Below are 18,090 nucleotides of genomic sequence, written 5' to 3'. Positions count from 1 at the left end.
AACCAACAACTAAAGAACTGCGTAAAGATCAGTTTCACGCATAATAAGATACTCTTTACCTTCAAAAGTAATTTCAGTACCTCCGTATTTGCCATATAAAACTACATCACCAATTTTAACGCTCAATGGTACTAAGTTTCCTGTTAACTCGGCATATTTACCCGGGCCAACTGCAACTACTGTTCCTTGCTGAGGTTTTTCTTTAGCTGTATCCGGGATATAAATACCCGAAGCAGTTTTTTCTTCGGCAGGAGCAGCTTCAACAACTACTCTATCTGCAATGGGTTTAATGTTTAAAGCCATAACTTAATTATTGTTTTAATTTAAAGGTTAACGTATAAATTGTATAATAACGCTAAAGGCACAACAGTTTTTATGCCAAGGAGCTTTCGGTTGCCAAATTTACACAGGCTTGTCAGCTAATAGATTAAGCGCCTATTTTTTTGTGTCAGACTGGCAGGGATAAACGAAAGAAGCCCGTCAGAATTGTTTTCTGACGGGCTTCTTTAATACTGTAGTTAAGCTTATTTTTTTGGTGCTTCCGGCGTAGCTGCAGGAGCAGGAGTTGTAGCTGGTTTAATACCACCGCCAATTGGAGAAGGCGTAGGTGTTTTATCCAATTGCTGTTGAATTTTAGAATCGCCGCCGCCAGTAGCTCCGGTTGATCCTGTTTTTCCAATCGCAGTAATTGCCAGTGAAATTACAACAACTAAAGTTAAAAGAACCCAGGTGCCTTTTTCAAGTACATCACCTGTACGTTGTACACCGAACATATTGCTTCCCGACCCGCCTGTTGCCAGACCACCGCCTTTAGGATTTTGTATTAAAACAAACAGGCCTAATGCAACACAAATAATGATCAATAAAATAATTAAAAAAAGCATAGTATGTTAAATGGTTAAATTTTCTTTTCTATAGATTGGATAAGGTCGGCAAAGTAACGTCTTTTTTCTGGAAACTTCAAACTTAATTTTTCATAAGTATCTATCGCCTTGTCGTAAAGCATTTGCTCGATGTAAATATTGGCCAGTGTTTCAGATACGAGGTCATTCTGATCCTCTGCACTTTTCTTTGCCTTGTTTTCATTGTCGATCTGCTCAGGTTTAGGGGGCAGGATCTGCGGATCATTTTTGATAAAGCTTTCGATGATCTCTGCATCTTTGGTGACAGGCCTTGGCTGTTCTTCGGTACCCAGCAAGGCTTCACTTCCGGTCAGATGGCTCTGAATATGAAAAATATGTTCCACATACTGCTGCTGTAATTCCTGGGCGTTATTTGTTTTGGGTAGAGCATAAGGCTGAAATATGCTCTGATGCTCTTTGCGGGTCTTGGCAAGCCACCATAAAAAGGTGTAAGGCAGATTTTCGTCATGGTAATTGCTGACCTGACTGGTTTCTACTTCGGCCGCCGCCTGTGATTCATGCTCTTCAATAACCGGAGCTTCTTCAACCTTTTGCTGATGCTGTGGTTCAGCAACCTCTGTGGTACTGAAGTTCTGTTCAAAGGCGAAGAAATCTGAAGAGGCAATACTTTCAAAAACGAAATCATCTTCCAGAGAATTCTTGCGTTCTGTAGTTTCGTGCGTAGTTATTGTTTCAGCACCGGACTCTGAATTTCTGAATGGGCGGTAATTGGTATGGTCAACCTCTGCGATCTCCTCAAACACTTCTTCCAGCTCATCGAAACTTTCCTGTTCATTCTCTTCTCTGATCCCTGCACACCCGTTGACGATCAAAAAGGTAGTTGGTGTATTTTCTTTTTTGAACAGAAACTGGTGTAAAATTGAACCGTTGGTATATAGAGAAGCCTGAACAAGCTGGTTCGTACTTTTTGCACGTTGCAGATCGGCTTTGGCTAATAACAAATGCAATGGCTGATAATATGGGTAAGTCTGCAACAAATCGCTCAACATAGCCGTATGCTGCGGAGAAACCTTTTGAGGGTCCGCAATTAATTCAGCAAGTTGTTGTTGTATGTCTTTATCCAGCATTATGAGGCTAAGTTAACAATTGAAATTCATTTAATATACCGGTTTTTTCAGCTCTTTTACCATTGCGCAAAGGCCCTGTTGAATATATCTTCAGTAAGCTGTGCGTTAATATCTTTATTTAACTGGAGCTGAACAGATTCCAGGCTCTGGCCTCTCATGTCAAAATCTTTAAACCGCTCAAATGATTCTTCAAAACTTTGTTTAGGATTCAGGTTGTTCGTGTATTTTACACTTACTTTAATGGTCAGCCTGTTTCCACCTGCACTTGGTGCATTGTTATTCTGAAGGGCAATAGGGCGGATGTCATAACCTGTAATCCGGCCTTCAAAAATAGCATCCGCGTTACTCTGGGTAACTATCAGGCGGGTTTGATTCCGGATACGCAGTTTTAATGCCTCCGTAAAGTCTGCACTCAATGTAGGGATAACCAGTGGCGCATTATTTTCAAAATACGACACAGCTACCGTTTTCATTTCCGCAGGAATAGAGGCTCCGCTTAACTTTACTGAACACGAATTCACTAAAGTTGCCAGCGGAAGCAATAGCAATAAACAGATTCTTTTCATGACCTAATTTAAATTGAGTTCTTTGATTTTTCTATACAGCGTACGTTCTGAAATCCCCAGTTCCTGAGCTGCGAACTTACGCTTGCCTTTATGCTTTTTAAGCGCCTTTTTGATTAAATCAGACTCCTTGTCAATCAAAGAAAGTGATTCTTCCACCTCTTCCGCATCATGCGTGTAGTTATAGTCTACAGGGGCATTCTGAGGAGATTTTTTAATCATGAAAGTGGAATCATTGCTCACGGTCTGATCTACTTCCTGGTAAAGCTGGTTGATGTAATGCGGGTTTTCCTCCATGATATGTGAAGTATTGCCACCACTCTGAATAATTTCAGCAACGAGTTTCTTCAGGTCCATCATGTCCTTTTTCATGTCGAAAAGAACTTTATACAGGATGTCCCGTTCGGAAAAATCTTCTTTATTACTTCCGTTATTCAATGCCATTGGCAAATTGCTGCCTCCTTCATTCGGAATATAATTCAATAAAGCACCGGCAGTTACATTCCGGTCTTTTTCCAGTACACAAATTTGTTCTGCAATGTTTTTAAGCTGTCTGACGTTTCCCGGCCAGCTGTAATTACTCAGCATCTGTATCGCATCCGGTTCTAAATGAATACCCGGGCTACGGTATTTATCGCTGAAATCGGCAGAAAACTTTCTGAACAGCAGGAAAATATCTTCTTTTCTTTCGTGTAGAGCAGGAATGCGCAAAGGCACGGTGTTTAAACGGTAATATAAATCCTCACGGAATTTACCTGATTTTACCCGGTTATACACATCTACGTTGGTTGCTGCAATAATACGGACATCAGTTTTCTGTACTTTGGAAGAACCTACACGCAGGTATTCCCCGCTTTCCAGTATTCTTAATAAACGGGCCTGCGTACCTAAAGGTAATTCCGCAACCTCATCCAGGAAGATCGTTCCTCCGTTTGCTACTTCAAAATACCCTTTACGTGCTTCATGAGCACCAGTAAAAGAGCCTTTCTCGTGTCCGAATAATTCTGAATCTATTGTGCCTTCGGGAATCGCACCACAGTTTACGGCAATAAAAGCACCATGTTTACGGGTGCTCATCTGGTGGATAATGTGTGAAAACACTTCTTTTCCACTACCACTTTCCCCAGTAATTAATACTGACATATCCGTTGGCGCTACCTGCCTGGCAATATCTATAGCACGGTTTAAAAGTGGAGAACCACCAATAATCCCAAATCGGTTTTTAATATCTTGTACGTCCAAAATAATTATATTTAAATGCTCACTGGAGTATATTTTTTAAGCTGTAATCCTGCCCAGTAAAGTCGCTGATGTACAACGCTCAATAATCACATTTACGTATTGTCCTGGCTTCACATTTTCTACTGCCGGGAATACGATCATGGCGTTCTGGTCATTTCTTCCGCAAAGGTCCTTGTCAGACTTTTTAGAGAAACCTTCTACTAAGATCCGGACTGTTTTTCCTACAGATTTCTGTAACCTGTAATGAGAAGTAGTCTGTTGTTTCAATAAGATTTCCTGTAAACGGCGTTTTTTAACGTCTTCCGGAATATCATCTTCCAGTTTTCTTGCAGCCATTGTTCCTGGTCTTTCAGAATAGCTGAAACAGAAAGCGAAATCATAACCCACATAATCCATCATGGATAAGGTTTCCTGATGCTCTTCTTCCGTTTCTGTACAGAAACCAGCGATAATATCTGTAGAGATTGCACAATCAGGAATAATATTTCTGATCGCATCAATCCGGTTGATATACCATTCGCGGGTATAAGTACGGTTCATCAGGTCCAATACCCTGCTGCTTCCCGATTGTACCGGTAAGTGGATATTGTTACAGATGTTATCATATTTCTGAATAGTATGCAGTACTTCGTCTGTAATATCTTTTGGATGAGAAGTCGAGAAACGAACACGTAGTTCAGAGCTGATCAGTGCTACTTTTTCCAGTAACTGGGCAAAGTTGACCATAATCTCAGCGCCATCTTCGGCTTCTGCGGTACCTTTCCACTTGTACGAATCTACATTCTGTCCAAGCAGGGTAACTTCTTTATAACCGCGGTCGTGTAAATCCTGCGCTTCAGCAAGAATAGAATGCGGATCACGGCTGCGTTCACGCCCTCTTGTAAAAGGAACTACACAGAAAGAACACATATTATCACAACCACGCATGATGGAAATGAAAGCAGTAATCCCGTTTCCGTTTAAGCGGACAGGACTAATATCTGCGTAGGTTTCTTCTCTGGATAGCAAAACGTTGATTGCTTTCTGACCATCACCCACCTGTTCTATCAGTTGTGGTAAATCGCGGTAAGCATCAGGGCCAACAACCAGATCCACTAATTTCTCTTCTTCAAGGAATTTAGATTTCAAACGTTCTGCCATGCAGCCTAAAACCCCGACAATCAGTTTAGGGTTTTTACGTTTTTCTATACCAAACTGTGATAACCGGTTACGGACACGCTGTTCGGCATTTTCCCTGATCGAGCAGGTGTTGATAAAAATTGCGTCTGCTTCCTGATAATTACCTGTCGTCTCAAAACCCTGATCTAACAGGATAGAGGCAACAATTTCACTATCAGCGAAGTTCATCTGGCAACCATAACTTTCAATGTATAGCTTCCTCGCATTAAGCAGTTTTGGGGCATCAACAAGCAGAGCTTCGCCCTGGCGGCCTTCATCATGTGTTTTGTCTGTTAGCTGTAAATCGATCATAAAGGAGTAACATTCTTAAAGGGACAAAAATACTAAATTTAATTTGTAAATGACAAATTGGCAGCATTTAAAAATCAGGTTTAACCTCATAACTTGCCCTTTTAGACGCTATACTGACATTGAACGTTGTAAATATCAAAAACATTATAAGGCATTATCTGTAATATTAGTTAAATACAGAAATATGACAGACCGTAGATCAGGGAAAAATAAAATATGGAAATGGCTCGCTGGAGTACTTTTAACCCTGATTATCGCTGTTGGCTGCGCATCACTTTATTTGAGTATGCAGTGGAAACCTGTGCTGACTAAAAAGATTAAAGAGGTGGTTTCCAAAGGATCAGCTGATCTTTATGAAATTGACTTTAAGGATATTCACCTGAACCTGCTCTCCGGAAGTGTGACCGTTGACAGTATTTTGCTGGCACCGGATACTGCAGTTTTTAACGCAAGAAAGAAATTAGGAACAGCACCTACACACTTGTTCCAGGTAAAGTTAGCACGTTTAAGATTGCGTCATATCGGGATATTTGAAGTCTGGCGGCATAAAAAAATACTGATGAATGATATTATTCTGGAGAACCCTTCGATTAATATGATTTACAATAAAATTGATAAAAAGCCTGATACCGTTAAAAAAGATAAACGCAGTCTTTATGAACTGATTTCAAAAACGCTTGCAGCTGTTCATATCGGAGGAATTAAGATTGCAGATGCTGATTTTGACTATATCAACGGATCAGATGGCCGCCTACTGAATTCAGTCAGACATTTGAACGTACAGATCCGTGATTTTAAGCTGGATGCGGCTACCGAACAAGATACAACGCGGTTTTATTATGCAAAAGATGTATCATTTGAACTGGCAGGTTATCATTCTTTAACGAAGGATAAGCTTTATACGATGAAAGTAGATACGATAACCGGATCTGCAACTGGTCAGACGATCAGGATCAAAGGATTTAAAATGATCCCGATGTATCCTGACCTGGCTTTCAGCAGGAAGCTTAAAGTTCAGAAAGATCGGTATGACCTGGTTTTTGGTGAAATTGCTTTTACAGGGATTAATTTTGTGAAATTTAATACAGACCGGGTAATCCATGCGCAGAGCCTGAAGGTCAGTAAAACTGTCGCTAAGGTTTTTATGAACCGGGAAATGCCGCCGGGCGCAGCAAATAAAGGGAATAACTTTCCGCATATGGCCTTGCAACGCTTACCGGTACCAGTTACGATTGATACGTTAAAATTGAATAAGGTAAGTGTGGCCTATACTGAGTATAATCCGATGTCCCGGCAGCGTGGAACGGTGAATATTGACCAGCTGACCGGTCACGTACTGAATGTAACGAATGATCCTTCTTCACTGGCCAGAAATCACTTTGCCGTGGCCGATTTAAATGCACTGATGATTAAGGCTGCACAGCTGAGCATCATGATTAAGTTCAATTTACTGGCAAAAAATGGTGCTTTTTCTTTTAAAGGACATATTGGAAAGCTGGACATGGTGAAATTGAATCCGCTCGCTCAGCCTTTGGGTATGGTGGAAATTGAAACCGGGCAGATACAGAAAATAGACTTTGATGTTCAGGCGAATGAAAAGGGTTCTGACGGGACTATGCAGCTGTATTATAATCAGTTGAAAGTGAAATTATTAAAAGAAGGGGAGAATGGGAAACCTGTTCAGAAAAAGGGCCTGCTTTCTTTCTTAGCGAATACATTGATTATTAAGGATGAAAACCCGTCTAAGGGCGGAGATTTGAGGACGGCGAAGATTCATTTTGAACGGCCTCCGGGAGCTTCATTTTTCAACTTATTATGGAAGAGCGTTTTTGTTGGTATGAGAGAAACGATAGGGTTGGGGATCATCCCGATGCAGAGTCCGGAAAAAAGCCGGAAAGAGGTGGTGAATAAATTAAAGGAGCGCCAGGTAAAAAAGGCGGAAAGAATTAACGGGAAGAGGTAAAATGACTGGTTTTTATTTTCCTAAAAACGTATATTGTAATTTTTAGACGCTGGTTAGGCATGAGGAGAAAAACCCGAAAAACATTTACGGTAATTAAATGGGTTGCGGCTGTCATGTTTTTGCTGTTTGCAGCGGCAGACGCGATGTCATGGTATCTTAGCGTGAAGCTAAGGCCTGTTATTATGAAGGAACTGAAGGATTTGGTGCTGAATTCTACGGATAGCCTGTATCGTATTGAGTTTTCTACTGTAAATACCAACTTCCTGTTGGGGAATGCGTCTGTGAGTGATGTGAAAATTATCCCTGATACTATTATTTTTAATAAGCTGATTAAGCTCAAACGGGCACCGAATAATATTTATGAGGTTAGCCTGAAGAAACTGACCATCCGGAATTTTCATCCTTTCAGTATTTACAGGAATAAAGAGCTGAGTGTGGAGCAGTTGTTATTTGAGCATCCTAAGGTGGTGATGATTAACAGGCAGTTTGATTTCAATGAAAACAAGCCTCCAAGACCTAATAAATCTCCTTACGAATATATTTCTAAGTTTTTGAAGCTGGTGAGTGTCAACACGATCAGTTTAAAGGATGTGAGTTTCAAGTATATCAATAAAAATGTACCTGTGCCAGAGGTAGATTCTCTGGATAAGCTGGATATTACGTTGAAAGACTGGCTGATTGATGCGAAGTCGGCTACAGATCCGACCCGGATTTACCTGTTAAAAGATGTATTGATCAATTTGAATGATTATCAGTTCGCTACGCCGGATAGTTTATATCATATACAGTTAAATGAGTTTTCTTTTGCGGCTTCGACGGGGAAATTGAATGTGAAGAAGTTTGCGGTAGTGCCCCGGTATTCGGAAATGGATTTTGGACGTAAGGTTGGTTTTTCTAAAGAAAGATTTAGTATTCAGCTCAGTGATATTAGTTTGAGCGGGATCGATCTGCCGCTATATATCAAGAAGCAGGAACTTGCGGCTGAAGAAATGAATATCACGAATGGTTTTGTATCAGTTTTCAATAATAATGAGCTGCCTTCGCAGGGGGTAGAGCGGATGGGGAAATTTCCGCATCAGTTGTTACAGCTGGTTAAGGCACAGTTAACCGTGAAGAAGTTGAATTTGAGTGACGTGGATATTAGTTATGCGGAGTTTGACAGTGATAGTAAACAGAAGGGCAGGATTACTTTTGAAAAGACTTCAGGAACGATTTTAAATGTCACGAATGAGGCGAAGGTAAAGGCTAAGAACCCTTTTATGCTGGCTAATCTGAATACCTACATGATGGGGCAGGGGAAGTTAATGGTCAATTTTAAGTTTGATCTTAATGCTAAGAACGGGGCATTTTCTTATCAAGGTGAGCTTGGAGATATGGATGGGGGCTTTTTAAACAGAATTACGAAGCCTTTGGGTATGTTGCAGGTAAATAGCGGCATGGTGAAGAAGTTGAGTTTTAATGTGGTGGCAGATCAGGCAAAGGCTAGTGGTGATTTGAGTTTCCGCTATAAGGATTTGTCGATTGGTTTAATGAAGAAGGTCGAGGGCAAAAACAGATTAGTGAAGCTTGGGTTGTTTTCGATGCTGGCAAACTCATTGGTCATCAGGCCGGATAACCCGGATGAGAAGGGTAAGATGGTTGGGGCTTCCATTTATTTTCAGCGCGATCCGAGGATTTCCTTTTTTAGTTTCGTTTGGAAGACCTTGTTGCAGGGCATCAAATATACGGTTGGCTTAACACCGGAAAAACAGGCAGAGATTGATGCGCAGATTGCGAAGTTTGAGAAGATGAAGAGTGATCGGGAGCAGCGGAGAGAGGCGCGGCGGAAAAGAAAAAAATAAGGCTGAACAACCATATAGTCATTCAGCCTTTACTGTTTTAAAGCGCTTATTGTTATTGCAAAACCTCTGCAGGTGCTGGTTTTTCTAACAGGTTCATATAATAAAAACGGGCACGCTCTGAAAAATCATGCTTGCTTTTCACACCTTTCCAACCATGTCTGCCACCCGGATAGATCATCAGTTCGAAATGTTTATTCTCGTCCTCTAACTTATTGATCAGTTGAATCGTGTTTTGCATGTGAACATTATCATCCATGTCACCGTGCATAATTCGCAGCAAACCTTTGTATTTTTCTGTATAGGTCAATACCGAAGCATTTTTGTAGCCCTGAGGATTTTCCTTCGGCGTATCCATAAAGCGCTCTGCATATACGCTGTCATAAAGTTCCCAGCTCGTAACCGGAGCTCCTGCATAACCAAAATCAAAGTAGTCAGCACCATAAGTCAAAGCCATCGTAGTGATATAACCACCATAGCTATGGCCAGTAATCAACAGCTTTTTGTTATTAACCCATGGCTTTGCTTTTAACCATTTTGCAGCCGTAATATAATCCTTCATTTCCCATTTACTCAGGTTTCTGTGCATTAACGCGACACCCTGTTTACCGAATTTACCAGAAGCACGGTGATCCACCTCTATCTGTATAATCCCTTCATTTGCCCACCACTGTAAATCAGTTTTTTTCCACGTATTCTTTACTGTTCCAGCATCAGGGCCCCCATAGATACTGAATATTACAGGATACTGTTTAGTCTGGTCAAAATCTACAGGATAAGTGATCACTGCTGGCAGGTTATAGCCATCATCAGTTGGAATGGTAATCATTTCTGTTTTTCCGATAGTGTAACTGGCAAAATCAGCAGATTTGCTGTCCGCGATTTCTTTGATGATTTTTCCATTGTTATCCACTAAAGCCTGTTTAGTGGGTGTGGAAACATTGGAATAGGTCGTAATAAATTTATCGCCCGAAGGAGACATTTCTACTTCATGCGTATAAGCACCGAAAGTCAATCTTTTCAAGTCTTTCCCATTGTAATTTACACGGTATAAATCGGCTGTCGTATTTGCTTCTTTATTCGCCATGAAATAAACTACTTTGTTTTTCTCATCAACTTTAACAATGTTTTTCACCTGCCATTTACCACTGGTCAGCACATTGACCAGTTTGCCGTCAAGTGTGTACAGGTAATAATGTGCCCAGCCTGTTTTATCGCTTTTTAAGATGTAATGTTTTTTATCCTCTAAATAGGTAATCCGGCCATCGTAATCCAGATCTACCCATGAAGATTGTTTCTCATTATAGATTTCTTTTTTAGCGCCGGTTTCTGGTTTAACCGCATAAAATTTCAGGTTGTCCTGTCCGCGGTTCATCCACTGCACCATCATATTGCTGCCATCATAGCTCCAGTATGGCGTACCGAAATACTGATCGTCTTTTTCATTGAAATCAGCCCATACAATCTTACCGCCTGCCGAAGGAACAAATCCTATTTTAACTTCAGGGTTAGGATCTCCAGCTTTTGGATAACGGGTTTTCTCCACGTAACCATGTTGTCCTGTTGAACCATTGATCGGGAACATCGGTACATTGGTATCATCGAAACGCATAAAAGCAAGGTGCTTGCTATCCGGGGCCCACCAGAATGCCTTATATTTTGTTGGACGGCCCAGTATTTCCTCGAAATAAACCCACGAAGAATAACCGTTGTAAATCACATCCGTAGCATCAGTCGTATACCTGATTTCCTTACCTGTATTCACATCAACAGCGTAAAGATCACTCTTACGGGTGAATGCTACATATTTACCATCCGGGGAAAGCGTTGGGTTTAACTCTTCTTCAGGAGTATTGGTTAAGCGTTTAGGCGCTGATTTACCATATTGAATATAAATATCATTGTCTTTTACTGTGACCTCCACATCGCTTTCAGGTGGTGGGGTATAAGCCGTTTTTTTACCCGAATTTATATCTACCGCATATAAATGGTGTGTTTTATCGTCTTTTTCTATGTAATGATTTTCGTCACTCCATCCTGTAACTTTATTCAGGCTTTTCGTTAACGAAGGAAAGTTACCCTGCGTTTGAGCAAAATTAAGTCTGTGCTCCTGGGCTTGCAGATTGAAACTGAAACAAAGCCCGGCTGCCAGACTGAATAGTAAAGAATTCTTCATGTGTGAATTTTAGTCACACAAAACTAAGAAAGTGGCGGCGCATTATCTGTATTGTGTAATAGATGTTACCTGATAAAAAGAAAGCATGCTGCGTTTAATGCACCATGCTTTCCTGAAGATATGTTTTTGAATTTATTATTGCGTACCGGTTTCCAGATCAGTCATGCCAAACATCGCGACCAGTTTATTGCCCAGATAAAAGTTTAAAGTCTGATCAGCAATGTCGTATCTGAAGGTTTTATCATTCAGTAGGTTTACAAAATCATTTTCCAGTTTCATTTTCTCTTCTGAACAGGCCATCATCGTACTTCCGATTTGTTTAAACGTAATGGCACCCTTACTGAACTCGTAACTTCCGAAAATATTATTGCAGCCCGCAGAGCCATTAAAACGCTGGTCTTCGCGGTGAAAGATCAAATAAGCAGGTGATTGTTCCTGTGTAATACCGTTTAGCTGAATTAAGTTCCACCTATGGTTAAAGACGAAATTAGCCTCGGCAGTATTTGTTAAGGTGCTTTCGATACCGCGCGATATTTTCTGGCGCTTTAAAACCCTTTTCACTTTGTAGATATAGCTGGAAGCATCTGCTGGAACATTTGCCCGTTTAGTACGGGAAACCAGCAAGGTATAGCGGTAACCCGGCTGATAAGTGAAACCTACAATACCGCCATAAAAGAATTCCCAATCTTTACTGGTTGTATATTTAACAAGGTAACAGGTTTGAGGGCCCATGCCTGTACAGTTTGCACGTTCTTCCTTAACGACCATCCGGATATCTTCCGCTTTGCTATAGCTGGAAAGACCCGCTATGAAAGCCAGGGTCAGAATTAATTTTGTGCTGAAGTTTTTTAATTGTGTTTTCATTTTGTGTGCTGTGTTACCCCAACAGGATGCCGGAATGGCTACCTTTCCATAAATATAAAAAAAGGGATGCTCATAAACTATGAACATCCCCATTTTTTTAAATTATTTTATTTTGAATTAAACCGACCAGTTCCAGCCGAACTCATCAGCCGTAACTCCGTAACGTATATCGTTTAATTTTTTAGCAATTGCAGTAGAGACTGTACGTGTAGCAGGATCTGTCAGCTGGTAAGTTTTACCCTCATAAGTGATCTCGCTGATCTGCGTAACTGTTGCAGCCGTACCTACAGCAAAAGCTTCTGTTAAGCTTCCGTTTTCGATATTATCCAGCACTTCCTGAATCAGTACTCTTCTTTCTTCTACTTCAGTACCCATGCTTTTTGCCAGCAGGATAATCGTGTCCCTGGTAACTCCGTCCAGAATCGTTTCACGAACTTCAGGGGTTACAATTTTACCATTAATGACAAACATCAGGTTAGCTGCACCAGATTCTTCCAGGTATTTATGCTCTTTAGCGTCAGTCCAGATCAGCTGATCAAAACCTTCAGCCTGCGCTTCCACAGTTGGCAGCATTGCTCTTGAATAGTTTCCTGCAGTTTTTGCTGCACCAACACCACCTTCAGCAGAACGCGTATAATGCGTCTCAATTTTAACTTTTAAAGGTTTACTGTAATAAGGAGCACTTGGATTGGCAAGGATTACAAACTTGTAAGTTGCGGACGGTCTTACGCCTAAAACAGGATCTGTAGCGAACATCACTGGTCTGAGGTACAAAGAATAATTTTCTTCAGCCGGAACCCATGCTTTATCAATGTCGATCAGCGCTGCAATACCCTGCATGAAAACTTCCTCAGGAATATTTGCCATCGCCATACGGGTTGCAGATTTATTAAAACGTGCAAAGTTTTTATCAGCTCTGAACACACTTACGCCACCGTCTGCCTGTTTGTAAGCTTTCAGCCCTTCGAAAATTGCCTGTCCATAATGTAAAGCAGAAATAGCAGGGCTCATCGGAATCGGGCCATAAGGAAGGATTTCAAAATTCTTCCATTCACCGTCTTCGTAATCAGCCACGAACATATGGTCTGTAAAAACTTTTCCAAAAGGCAAGTCAGTATAATCTGTTTCAGCCAGTCTGGAATGACCAGCTTTTGTGGTTTTTATAGTTAATGTATCTATCACGGTTTCTCTTATTTGTCAGTACAAAATTACGAAATATTCGTCTTATATAATATTTTATTTCTCTTTATGACATTTGTCCGGTGCCGGGCACTGTGTTGTCATTAAAGAGCGGTTTATAGTCATTGACTTATTTTTTGATACTTTTCAGTACACCCAGCACCCACGACTTACCCCATTCTTCCAATTGTTCTTCCGTCCATAAAAATGGGTAAAAGATTCTTTTCTGGAAACGCGGAGGCAGGTATTTCTGCCAATTCGTTCCTCCGGTGGCAGCGATGTCTACCGGGTCACGCTCTAAATATCTGACTGCCGATTTATAGTGTGACAACGGCCACTCCACATTCACGAACAGATCCAGTTTTCTTAACTCTTCAGCCAATAAACTCACATTCTGACCTTCCTTTTCAAAGCGCGTATACAAAGCAGAAAAATTGTTGAACTCCCGGTCTTTAACCAACTGCAAAAACTGTGCAGCATATTTGGTAATGAACTGTTTTAAAGTGAGTGTTTGTTTTCCGCTCGATAATTCAGTAGCCCCGAATTTCCAGTAGATATTTTCAAATTTCTCCTCTAAACTGGCATTGACAAGCTCTTCTCTTTTACTCTTATCGACCAGCCTGGTAAAATCAGTTGCACAAATTTCGATCATTCTGTACTGCGCAGATTGAAAACCACTGGCTGGTAACAGAGACATTCTGAATTTAAGGAACTGTTCCTTTTCCATCCCGTCTACCATCACGTCGAAAGAGCTGGTTAGTGCATTGAAATAGGCATTGATACGTTTCACGCGCGCCGTGAAAAACTCAACGGTCAGCGCAGGATGTTCTGCAATTTGTTTACACTCATGCAGGCAAAGCTTAAAATAAAGCTCTGTAATCTGATGGTACATAATGAAAATCTCTTCGTCCGGAAAGGGTGTTTTAGGACTCTGAAGACTCAGTAAGGTGTCAAGATGGATATAATCCCAATAAGTTAAGAAGTCGGCATAAAGCAACCCATCCAGATAGGCGGCCATATCCTGGCCCATAGCTTCATACTTTTCCTGTAATTTATCCAGCTTGCTTTTTATTTCTGGTGTAAGCTCCATTTTAATAAAGTACTCTGAATTTTATAGTTTGTTCAATTTTCTTTAAAGACTTAAAAAGGTCTTTATCATATTCTGCATTGATGTCTGTAATTGCATAACCAATCAGTGGATTGGTCATCAGGAACTGGCCTACAATATTGATATTATGTTTCGCAAAAACTGTGTTAATCTGAGCCATAATCCCCGGAACGTTATGGTGGACGTGAATTAACCGGTGTGAAGCATCAATTCTCGGCAACTGTAAATTCGGAAAGTTAACACTCAGATAAGTAGTCCCTTTGTTCATGAAATCCAACATCCTTTTAGGGATGAAATTGGCGTTTCTCGGGTTATTCTTCGGATCTTCAAAAACTACGATACCCATAGCTGTACATGCCTGCAAATCCAGTTTGCTGGTGGTACTGCCCAGGTAACCAATCGTTTTTAACTTCAGTGCAAGCCTTAATTTCTCCGGGTCCATTTTCTCACCTTTTCCCAGCAGAACCATATGGACATCTTTGACATATTTGTCTTCAAAAGACGTTTTGTGACGGATAGAAAGACCGTCTTTCTTTAAAAGTGCCAGGCTTTCTTCCGGAATATCTCCAATTGCCAGGCATAAAATCCTGTTTTTCGGATAAGAAATCGCCCGCGGCAAGTTATTAACGTATAAGAATTCGTCAAAACTTGGGGTCACATGGTCAGCCCTGCTCACGATACTTTCTCTGGAAATATTCTCTGTAAAGGCGAAGAATTTTTTAATCATTCCGCTCTCACGAAGCTGAAAATCCGAATAACCATCACCGATGCCGTATAAATCGCCTTCAAGGTTCAGGTGCTGCATTAATTTTACTTTGCCACCTTCTTCACTTAATGGATTGGCATGATCATAATCAATGATTTTGCCATCACCTGTAGTCACAAAAGTATTCGCGTAAATATTTTCTTTTTTGATATGGTACTGGCTCACTACCGGGGTAATAAACTCTTTAAAGCCACCCGATACGATCAATACCTGGTCTGCATGTTTTTTAAAGAACTCCGCATTGCGGGAAAAAGATTTTGATACTTTTTTCTTTAACCGGGTGATCAATTGTTTCAGGTGATCTTCTGAGGCTTCCAGTAATTTTACTCTTTGCGCCAGACTCTCACCAAATGATAGTTTTCCTTCCATTGCCAGGTTAGTCAGGTCTTCAATTTTCTTGAAGATGGCTTCTTTATCGGGATGTTTTTTGAGGGAAATGCGGGCAAGCTCATCCAGAGCCTCTACCTGTGTGAAAGTGCTGTCGAAATCAATGATGTAAATATTCTTTTGCTTCATTTTAAAGTTTTTTTAAACCTGCACATACTTCCTGAATGCTTTGATGCAGGGGCTTAAAGGTGATACCCGTACTATTCCTGATTTTATCGTTACTGTATAAACTGATATTTAAACTGCTTTTAGCGGCATCGCTGGTCAGTGCGGCTGCTTTTCCTGTGAATAAGGAGGCTAGTTTTGCTGCCCGCCATGCAAGACCAAGCATCCACGGTTTAGCTTCTTTGGATGGGGCTTTAACACCCATTCCTTTAGCAATCTCTGAAAAAAACTGCTTATAATGGTAATTCTCAGCTGATATTGTAAATCTTTCACCTGTGATCTCACTTTCCATCAACAGGATCATGCTTTTTGCTACATCTTCGACATCCACAATTCCGGTTGCTCCTTTGGTATAATAGCCTAAACCGTCTTTAACGAGTTTGAAGATCGCGCCACTGCCTGTATATCCGGCATTAGGGCCAATGATGACCGATGGATTCACAATCACTGCGTCCAGGCCTTCCGCCATACTGCGCCATACTTCCATTTCTCCTTCGTATTTGGAAATGGCATAGGAGTGGACATTGGCATCGTATTCCCAAAAGTCTTTTTCGGTAATCTGCATACCTTTTTTAGGTTCCCCCAATGCGGCAACAGAACTGACGTGAAGGAGCCTCGCGTTATGGTGTACACATAAATTAGCCACATTACTGGTTCCTTCAATGTTAACTTTCAGCAGGGTTGCTTTATCCTTCGGATCAAATGATACTTTAGCTGCGCAGTGGTATACTTTTGTGATATTTTCAAAAGCATCGTCAAGCGTAGAGAGGTCATTAATGTCGGCTACTACCCATTCAATCAATGTATTGCCGGTTAGTATTGCAGGTATTACGGAGTCTTCTCTTTTCAGGGCACGTAATTTCTTTCCTTGCCCGGTAAGCTGGTCAATGAGTTCAGCTCCTAAAAATCCTGTGGCACCGGTAACTAAAATCATTTCATTTTTTTTAGGATGTTCATTAATATATGATCTCAAAAATAGATATTTGACAGCATAGATACCATTAATTATGTCCTTATCCGATTTTTTCTCCCCTTTAGCTCTCGAAAAATTCACGCCTAAACAGGGCTTTTATACCAGTCAGCTGGGAATGAAGGCTAGTTTTTACACGGAAAAATTTCCTGAACTGGGTGATAAAACGTTCGATATTGCGATTCTGGGGGTAAAGGATGACCGTGCTGCGGTAAACAATAATGGTTGTTCTTTAGGTCCTGATTACTTCAGGGAGCAGTTTTATTTGCTGCATGAAGGTGCATTTGACAGCAGGATTGTTGATTTGGGGAACATTATAGCCGGAGCGACGATTTCTGATACTTATGTCGCGCTTAAAATGGTTGTGACTGAGTTGATGAGACTGGATATTGTGCCGGTTATTATTGGTGGTGGCCAGGATCTGACTTATGCGCAATACATGGCTTACGAAGCGCTGGAGCAGAAAGTAGATCTGGTGGTGGTTGATAGTAAATTTGATCTGGATGAGGATGAAAATGAGCAGGGTAGTATTGCGACCAGATCGGATACTTATCTGAATAAAATCTTTATGCACCAGCCTAATTACCTGTTTAATTTTAGCAATATCGGTTATCAGACCTACCTGGTGAATCAAGATAGTCTAAAAGTGATGAATAAGCTATATTTCGATGTTCACCGTTTGGGCGAGTTTCTGACTGATGTGAGTTCTGCTGAACCTGTCATTAGAAATGCAAACATGATGAGCTTTGACTTTTCGTGCATCCGATCTTCAGATTCTTCTGGAAACGGGAATGCCGGCCCTAATGGTTTTTATGGAGAGCAGGCTTGCAAGATTGCCCATTATGCGGGATTAAACGATAAGTTAACCTCTATTGGCTTTTATGAATTTAACCCCACGTTTGATCATGGCAGCCAGTCAGCAATGTTGCTGGGCCAGATGGTTTGGTATTTTGTAGATGGTTTTTATAACCGTAAAAAAGATTTTCCATTAAACCCTAAGTCTCAATATTTAATTTATCGTGCAAGCTTAAACGATGGTTCAGGTGAAATGCTTTTTGTGAAAAGCAAGAAATCTGACCGTTGGTGGATGCAGGTTCCCTATCCTTCGGGAGTGTCTAAAAATGAGCGTTTCCATTTGGTGCCTTGCCGTTATGAAGATTATACCATGGCTGTTAACGGGGAAGTGCCTGATTTATGGTGGCGTACTTATCAAAAGCTGCTTTAGACTAATTGGATGAAGTCCATTTGTCTTGTTTTTGATGAACAAAAGTTCCGCGGTGACCACAGCTTACAACTAAAATGTGGTCTTAATTTATTGTACTCAACATTTCCATCGCAGTCACCTTTCCAGGCTTGCTACTTTTACGAAAGTTCTCTGATGCCTTTGGGTTTCCATTGATTGTTTCATT

The 18,090-nt window shown here is 40.9% G+C and carries 15 protein-coding genes; 3 read left to right on the top strand and 12 right to left on the bottom strand.

From position 1 onward, the window contains the following. Positions 1 to 9 precede the first annotated feature (9 nt). The 6 genes from groES to miaB all read right to left on the bottom strand — a co-directional run bounded on the left by groES (position 10) and on the right by miaB (position 5,265). Positions 10 to 303, bottom strand: a complete 294-nt coding sequence (groES, locus tag LY11_RS24630; protein ID WP_111636259.1) for a co-chaperone GroES — start codon at positions 301 to 303, stop codon at positions 10 to 12. A gap of 221 nt (positions 304 to 524) precedes the next feature. Continuing rightward, positions 525 to 884, bottom strand: a complete 360-nt coding sequence (gene secG / locus LY11_RS24625) for a preprotein translocase subunit SecG (RefSeq protein WP_111636258.1) — start codon at positions 882 to 884, stop codon at positions 525 to 527. A gap of 14 nt (positions 885 to 898) precedes the next feature. Next, positions 899 to 1,990 carry a hypothetical protein gene (locus LY11_RS24620; protein WP_245952883.1) on the bottom strand — a complete coding sequence of 364 codons (1,092 nt, stop codon included), beginning with the start codon at positions 1,988 to 1,990 and terminating at the stop codon, positions 899 to 901. Positions 1,991 to 2,046: 56 nt separating this feature from the next. Then, positions 2,047 to 2,556 (bottom strand): LptE family protein, encoded by a 510-nt coding sequence (locus tag LY11_RS24615; protein WP_111636256.1) that lies wholly within the window; start codon positions 2,554 to 2,556, stop codon positions 2,047 to 2,049. A 3-nt stretch (positions 2,557 to 2,559) separates the two neighbouring features. After that, positions 2,560 to 3,795 (bottom strand): sigma-54 interaction domain-containing protein, encoded by a 1,236-nt coding sequence (locus LY11_RS24610; protein ID WP_111636255.1) that lies wholly within the window; start codon positions 3,793 to 3,795, stop codon positions 2,560 to 2,562. A 36-nt stretch (positions 3,796 to 3,831) separates the two neighbouring features. Beyond that, positions 3,832 to 5,265: a tRNA (N6-isopentenyl adenosine(37)-C2)-methylthiotransferase MiaB gene (miaB, locus tag LY11_RS24605; RefSeq protein ID WP_111636254.1), complete on the bottom strand. Its 1,434-nt coding sequence runs from the start codon at positions 5,263 to 5,265 to the stop codon at positions 3,832 to 3,834. Positions 5,266 to 5,449: 184 nt separating this feature from the next. Here miaB and LY11_RS24600 point away from each other — a divergent pair, with 184 nt between their 5' ends. Next, positions 5,450 to 7,228 carry an AsmA family protein gene (locus LY11_RS24600; RefSeq protein WP_111636275.1) on the top strand — a complete coding sequence of 593 codons (1,779 nt, stop codon included), beginning with the start codon at positions 5,450 to 5,452 and terminating at the stop codon, positions 7,226 to 7,228. Between the two features lie 59 nt (positions 7,229 to 7,287). Further along, a complete protein-coding gene (locus LY11_RS24595; protein ID WP_111636253.1) occupies positions 7,288 to 9,069 on the top strand; it encodes a hypothetical protein in 1,782 nt (593 codons plus the stop codon). A gap of 52 nt (positions 9,070 to 9,121) precedes the next feature. Here the strand turns inward: LY11_RS24595 and LY11_RS24590 are convergent, their stop codons facing one another. From LY11_RS24590 to LY11_RS24565, 6 genes are all read right to left on the bottom strand, one after another. Then, a complete protein-coding gene (locus tag LY11_RS24590) occupies positions 9,122 to 11,242 on the bottom strand; it encodes a DPP IV N-terminal domain-containing protein (protein ID WP_111636252.1) in 2,121 nt (706 codons plus the stop codon). A gap of 135 nt (positions 11,243 to 11,377) precedes the next feature. Continuing rightward, a complete protein-coding gene (locus tag LY11_RS24585; protein ID WP_170132769.1) occupies positions 11,378 to 12,106 on the bottom strand; it encodes a DUF4377 domain-containing protein in 729 nt (242 codons plus the stop codon). Positions 12,107 to 12,223: 117 nt separating this feature from the next. Continuing rightward, a complete protein-coding gene (locus LY11_RS24580) occupies positions 12,224 to 13,288 on the bottom strand; it encodes a branched-chain amino acid aminotransferase (RefSeq protein ID WP_111636250.1) in 1,065 nt (354 codons plus the stop codon). Between the two features lie 127 nt (positions 13,289 to 13,415). Further along, positions 13,416 to 14,375: a tryptophan 2,3-dioxygenase family protein gene (locus LY11_RS24575; RefSeq protein WP_111636249.1), complete on the bottom strand. Its 960-nt coding sequence runs from the start codon at positions 14,373 to 14,375 to the stop codon at positions 13,416 to 13,418. 1 nt (position 14,376) lies between these two features. Further along, the gene (locus LY11_RS24570; protein ID WP_111636248.1) at positions 14,377 to 15,675 is read right to left on the bottom strand and encodes an HAD-IB family phosphatase; all 1,299 of its coding nucleotides are present in this window, start codon (positions 15,673 to 15,675) and stop codon (positions 14,377 to 14,379) included. Position 15,676: 1 nt separating this feature from the next. Beyond that, entirely contained in the window at positions 15,677 to 16,645 is a 969-nt protein-coding gene (locus LY11_RS24565; RefSeq protein WP_111636247.1) for an NAD-dependent epimerase/dehydratase family protein, read from the bottom strand. A 73-nt stretch (positions 16,646 to 16,718) separates the two neighbouring features. Between LY11_RS24565 and LY11_RS24560 the strand changes: the two genes are divergently transcribed. Next, positions 16,719 to 17,906 (top strand): formimidoylglutamase, encoded by a 1,188-nt coding sequence (locus LY11_RS24560; RefSeq protein WP_111636246.1) that lies wholly within the window; start codon positions 16,719 to 16,721, stop codon positions 17,904 to 17,906. Positions 17,907 to 18,090: the final 184 nt, after the last annotated feature.

It is taken from the genome of Pedobacter cryoconitis (assembly GCF_003259615.1).
Classification (GTDB): Bacteria; Bacteroidota; Bacteroidia; order Sphingobacteriales; family Sphingobacteriaceae; genus Pedobacter; species Pedobacter cryoconitis.
Note: the sequence above shows the minus strand (reverse complement) of the source record. Positions and strands in the feature narration are given on the sequence as shown.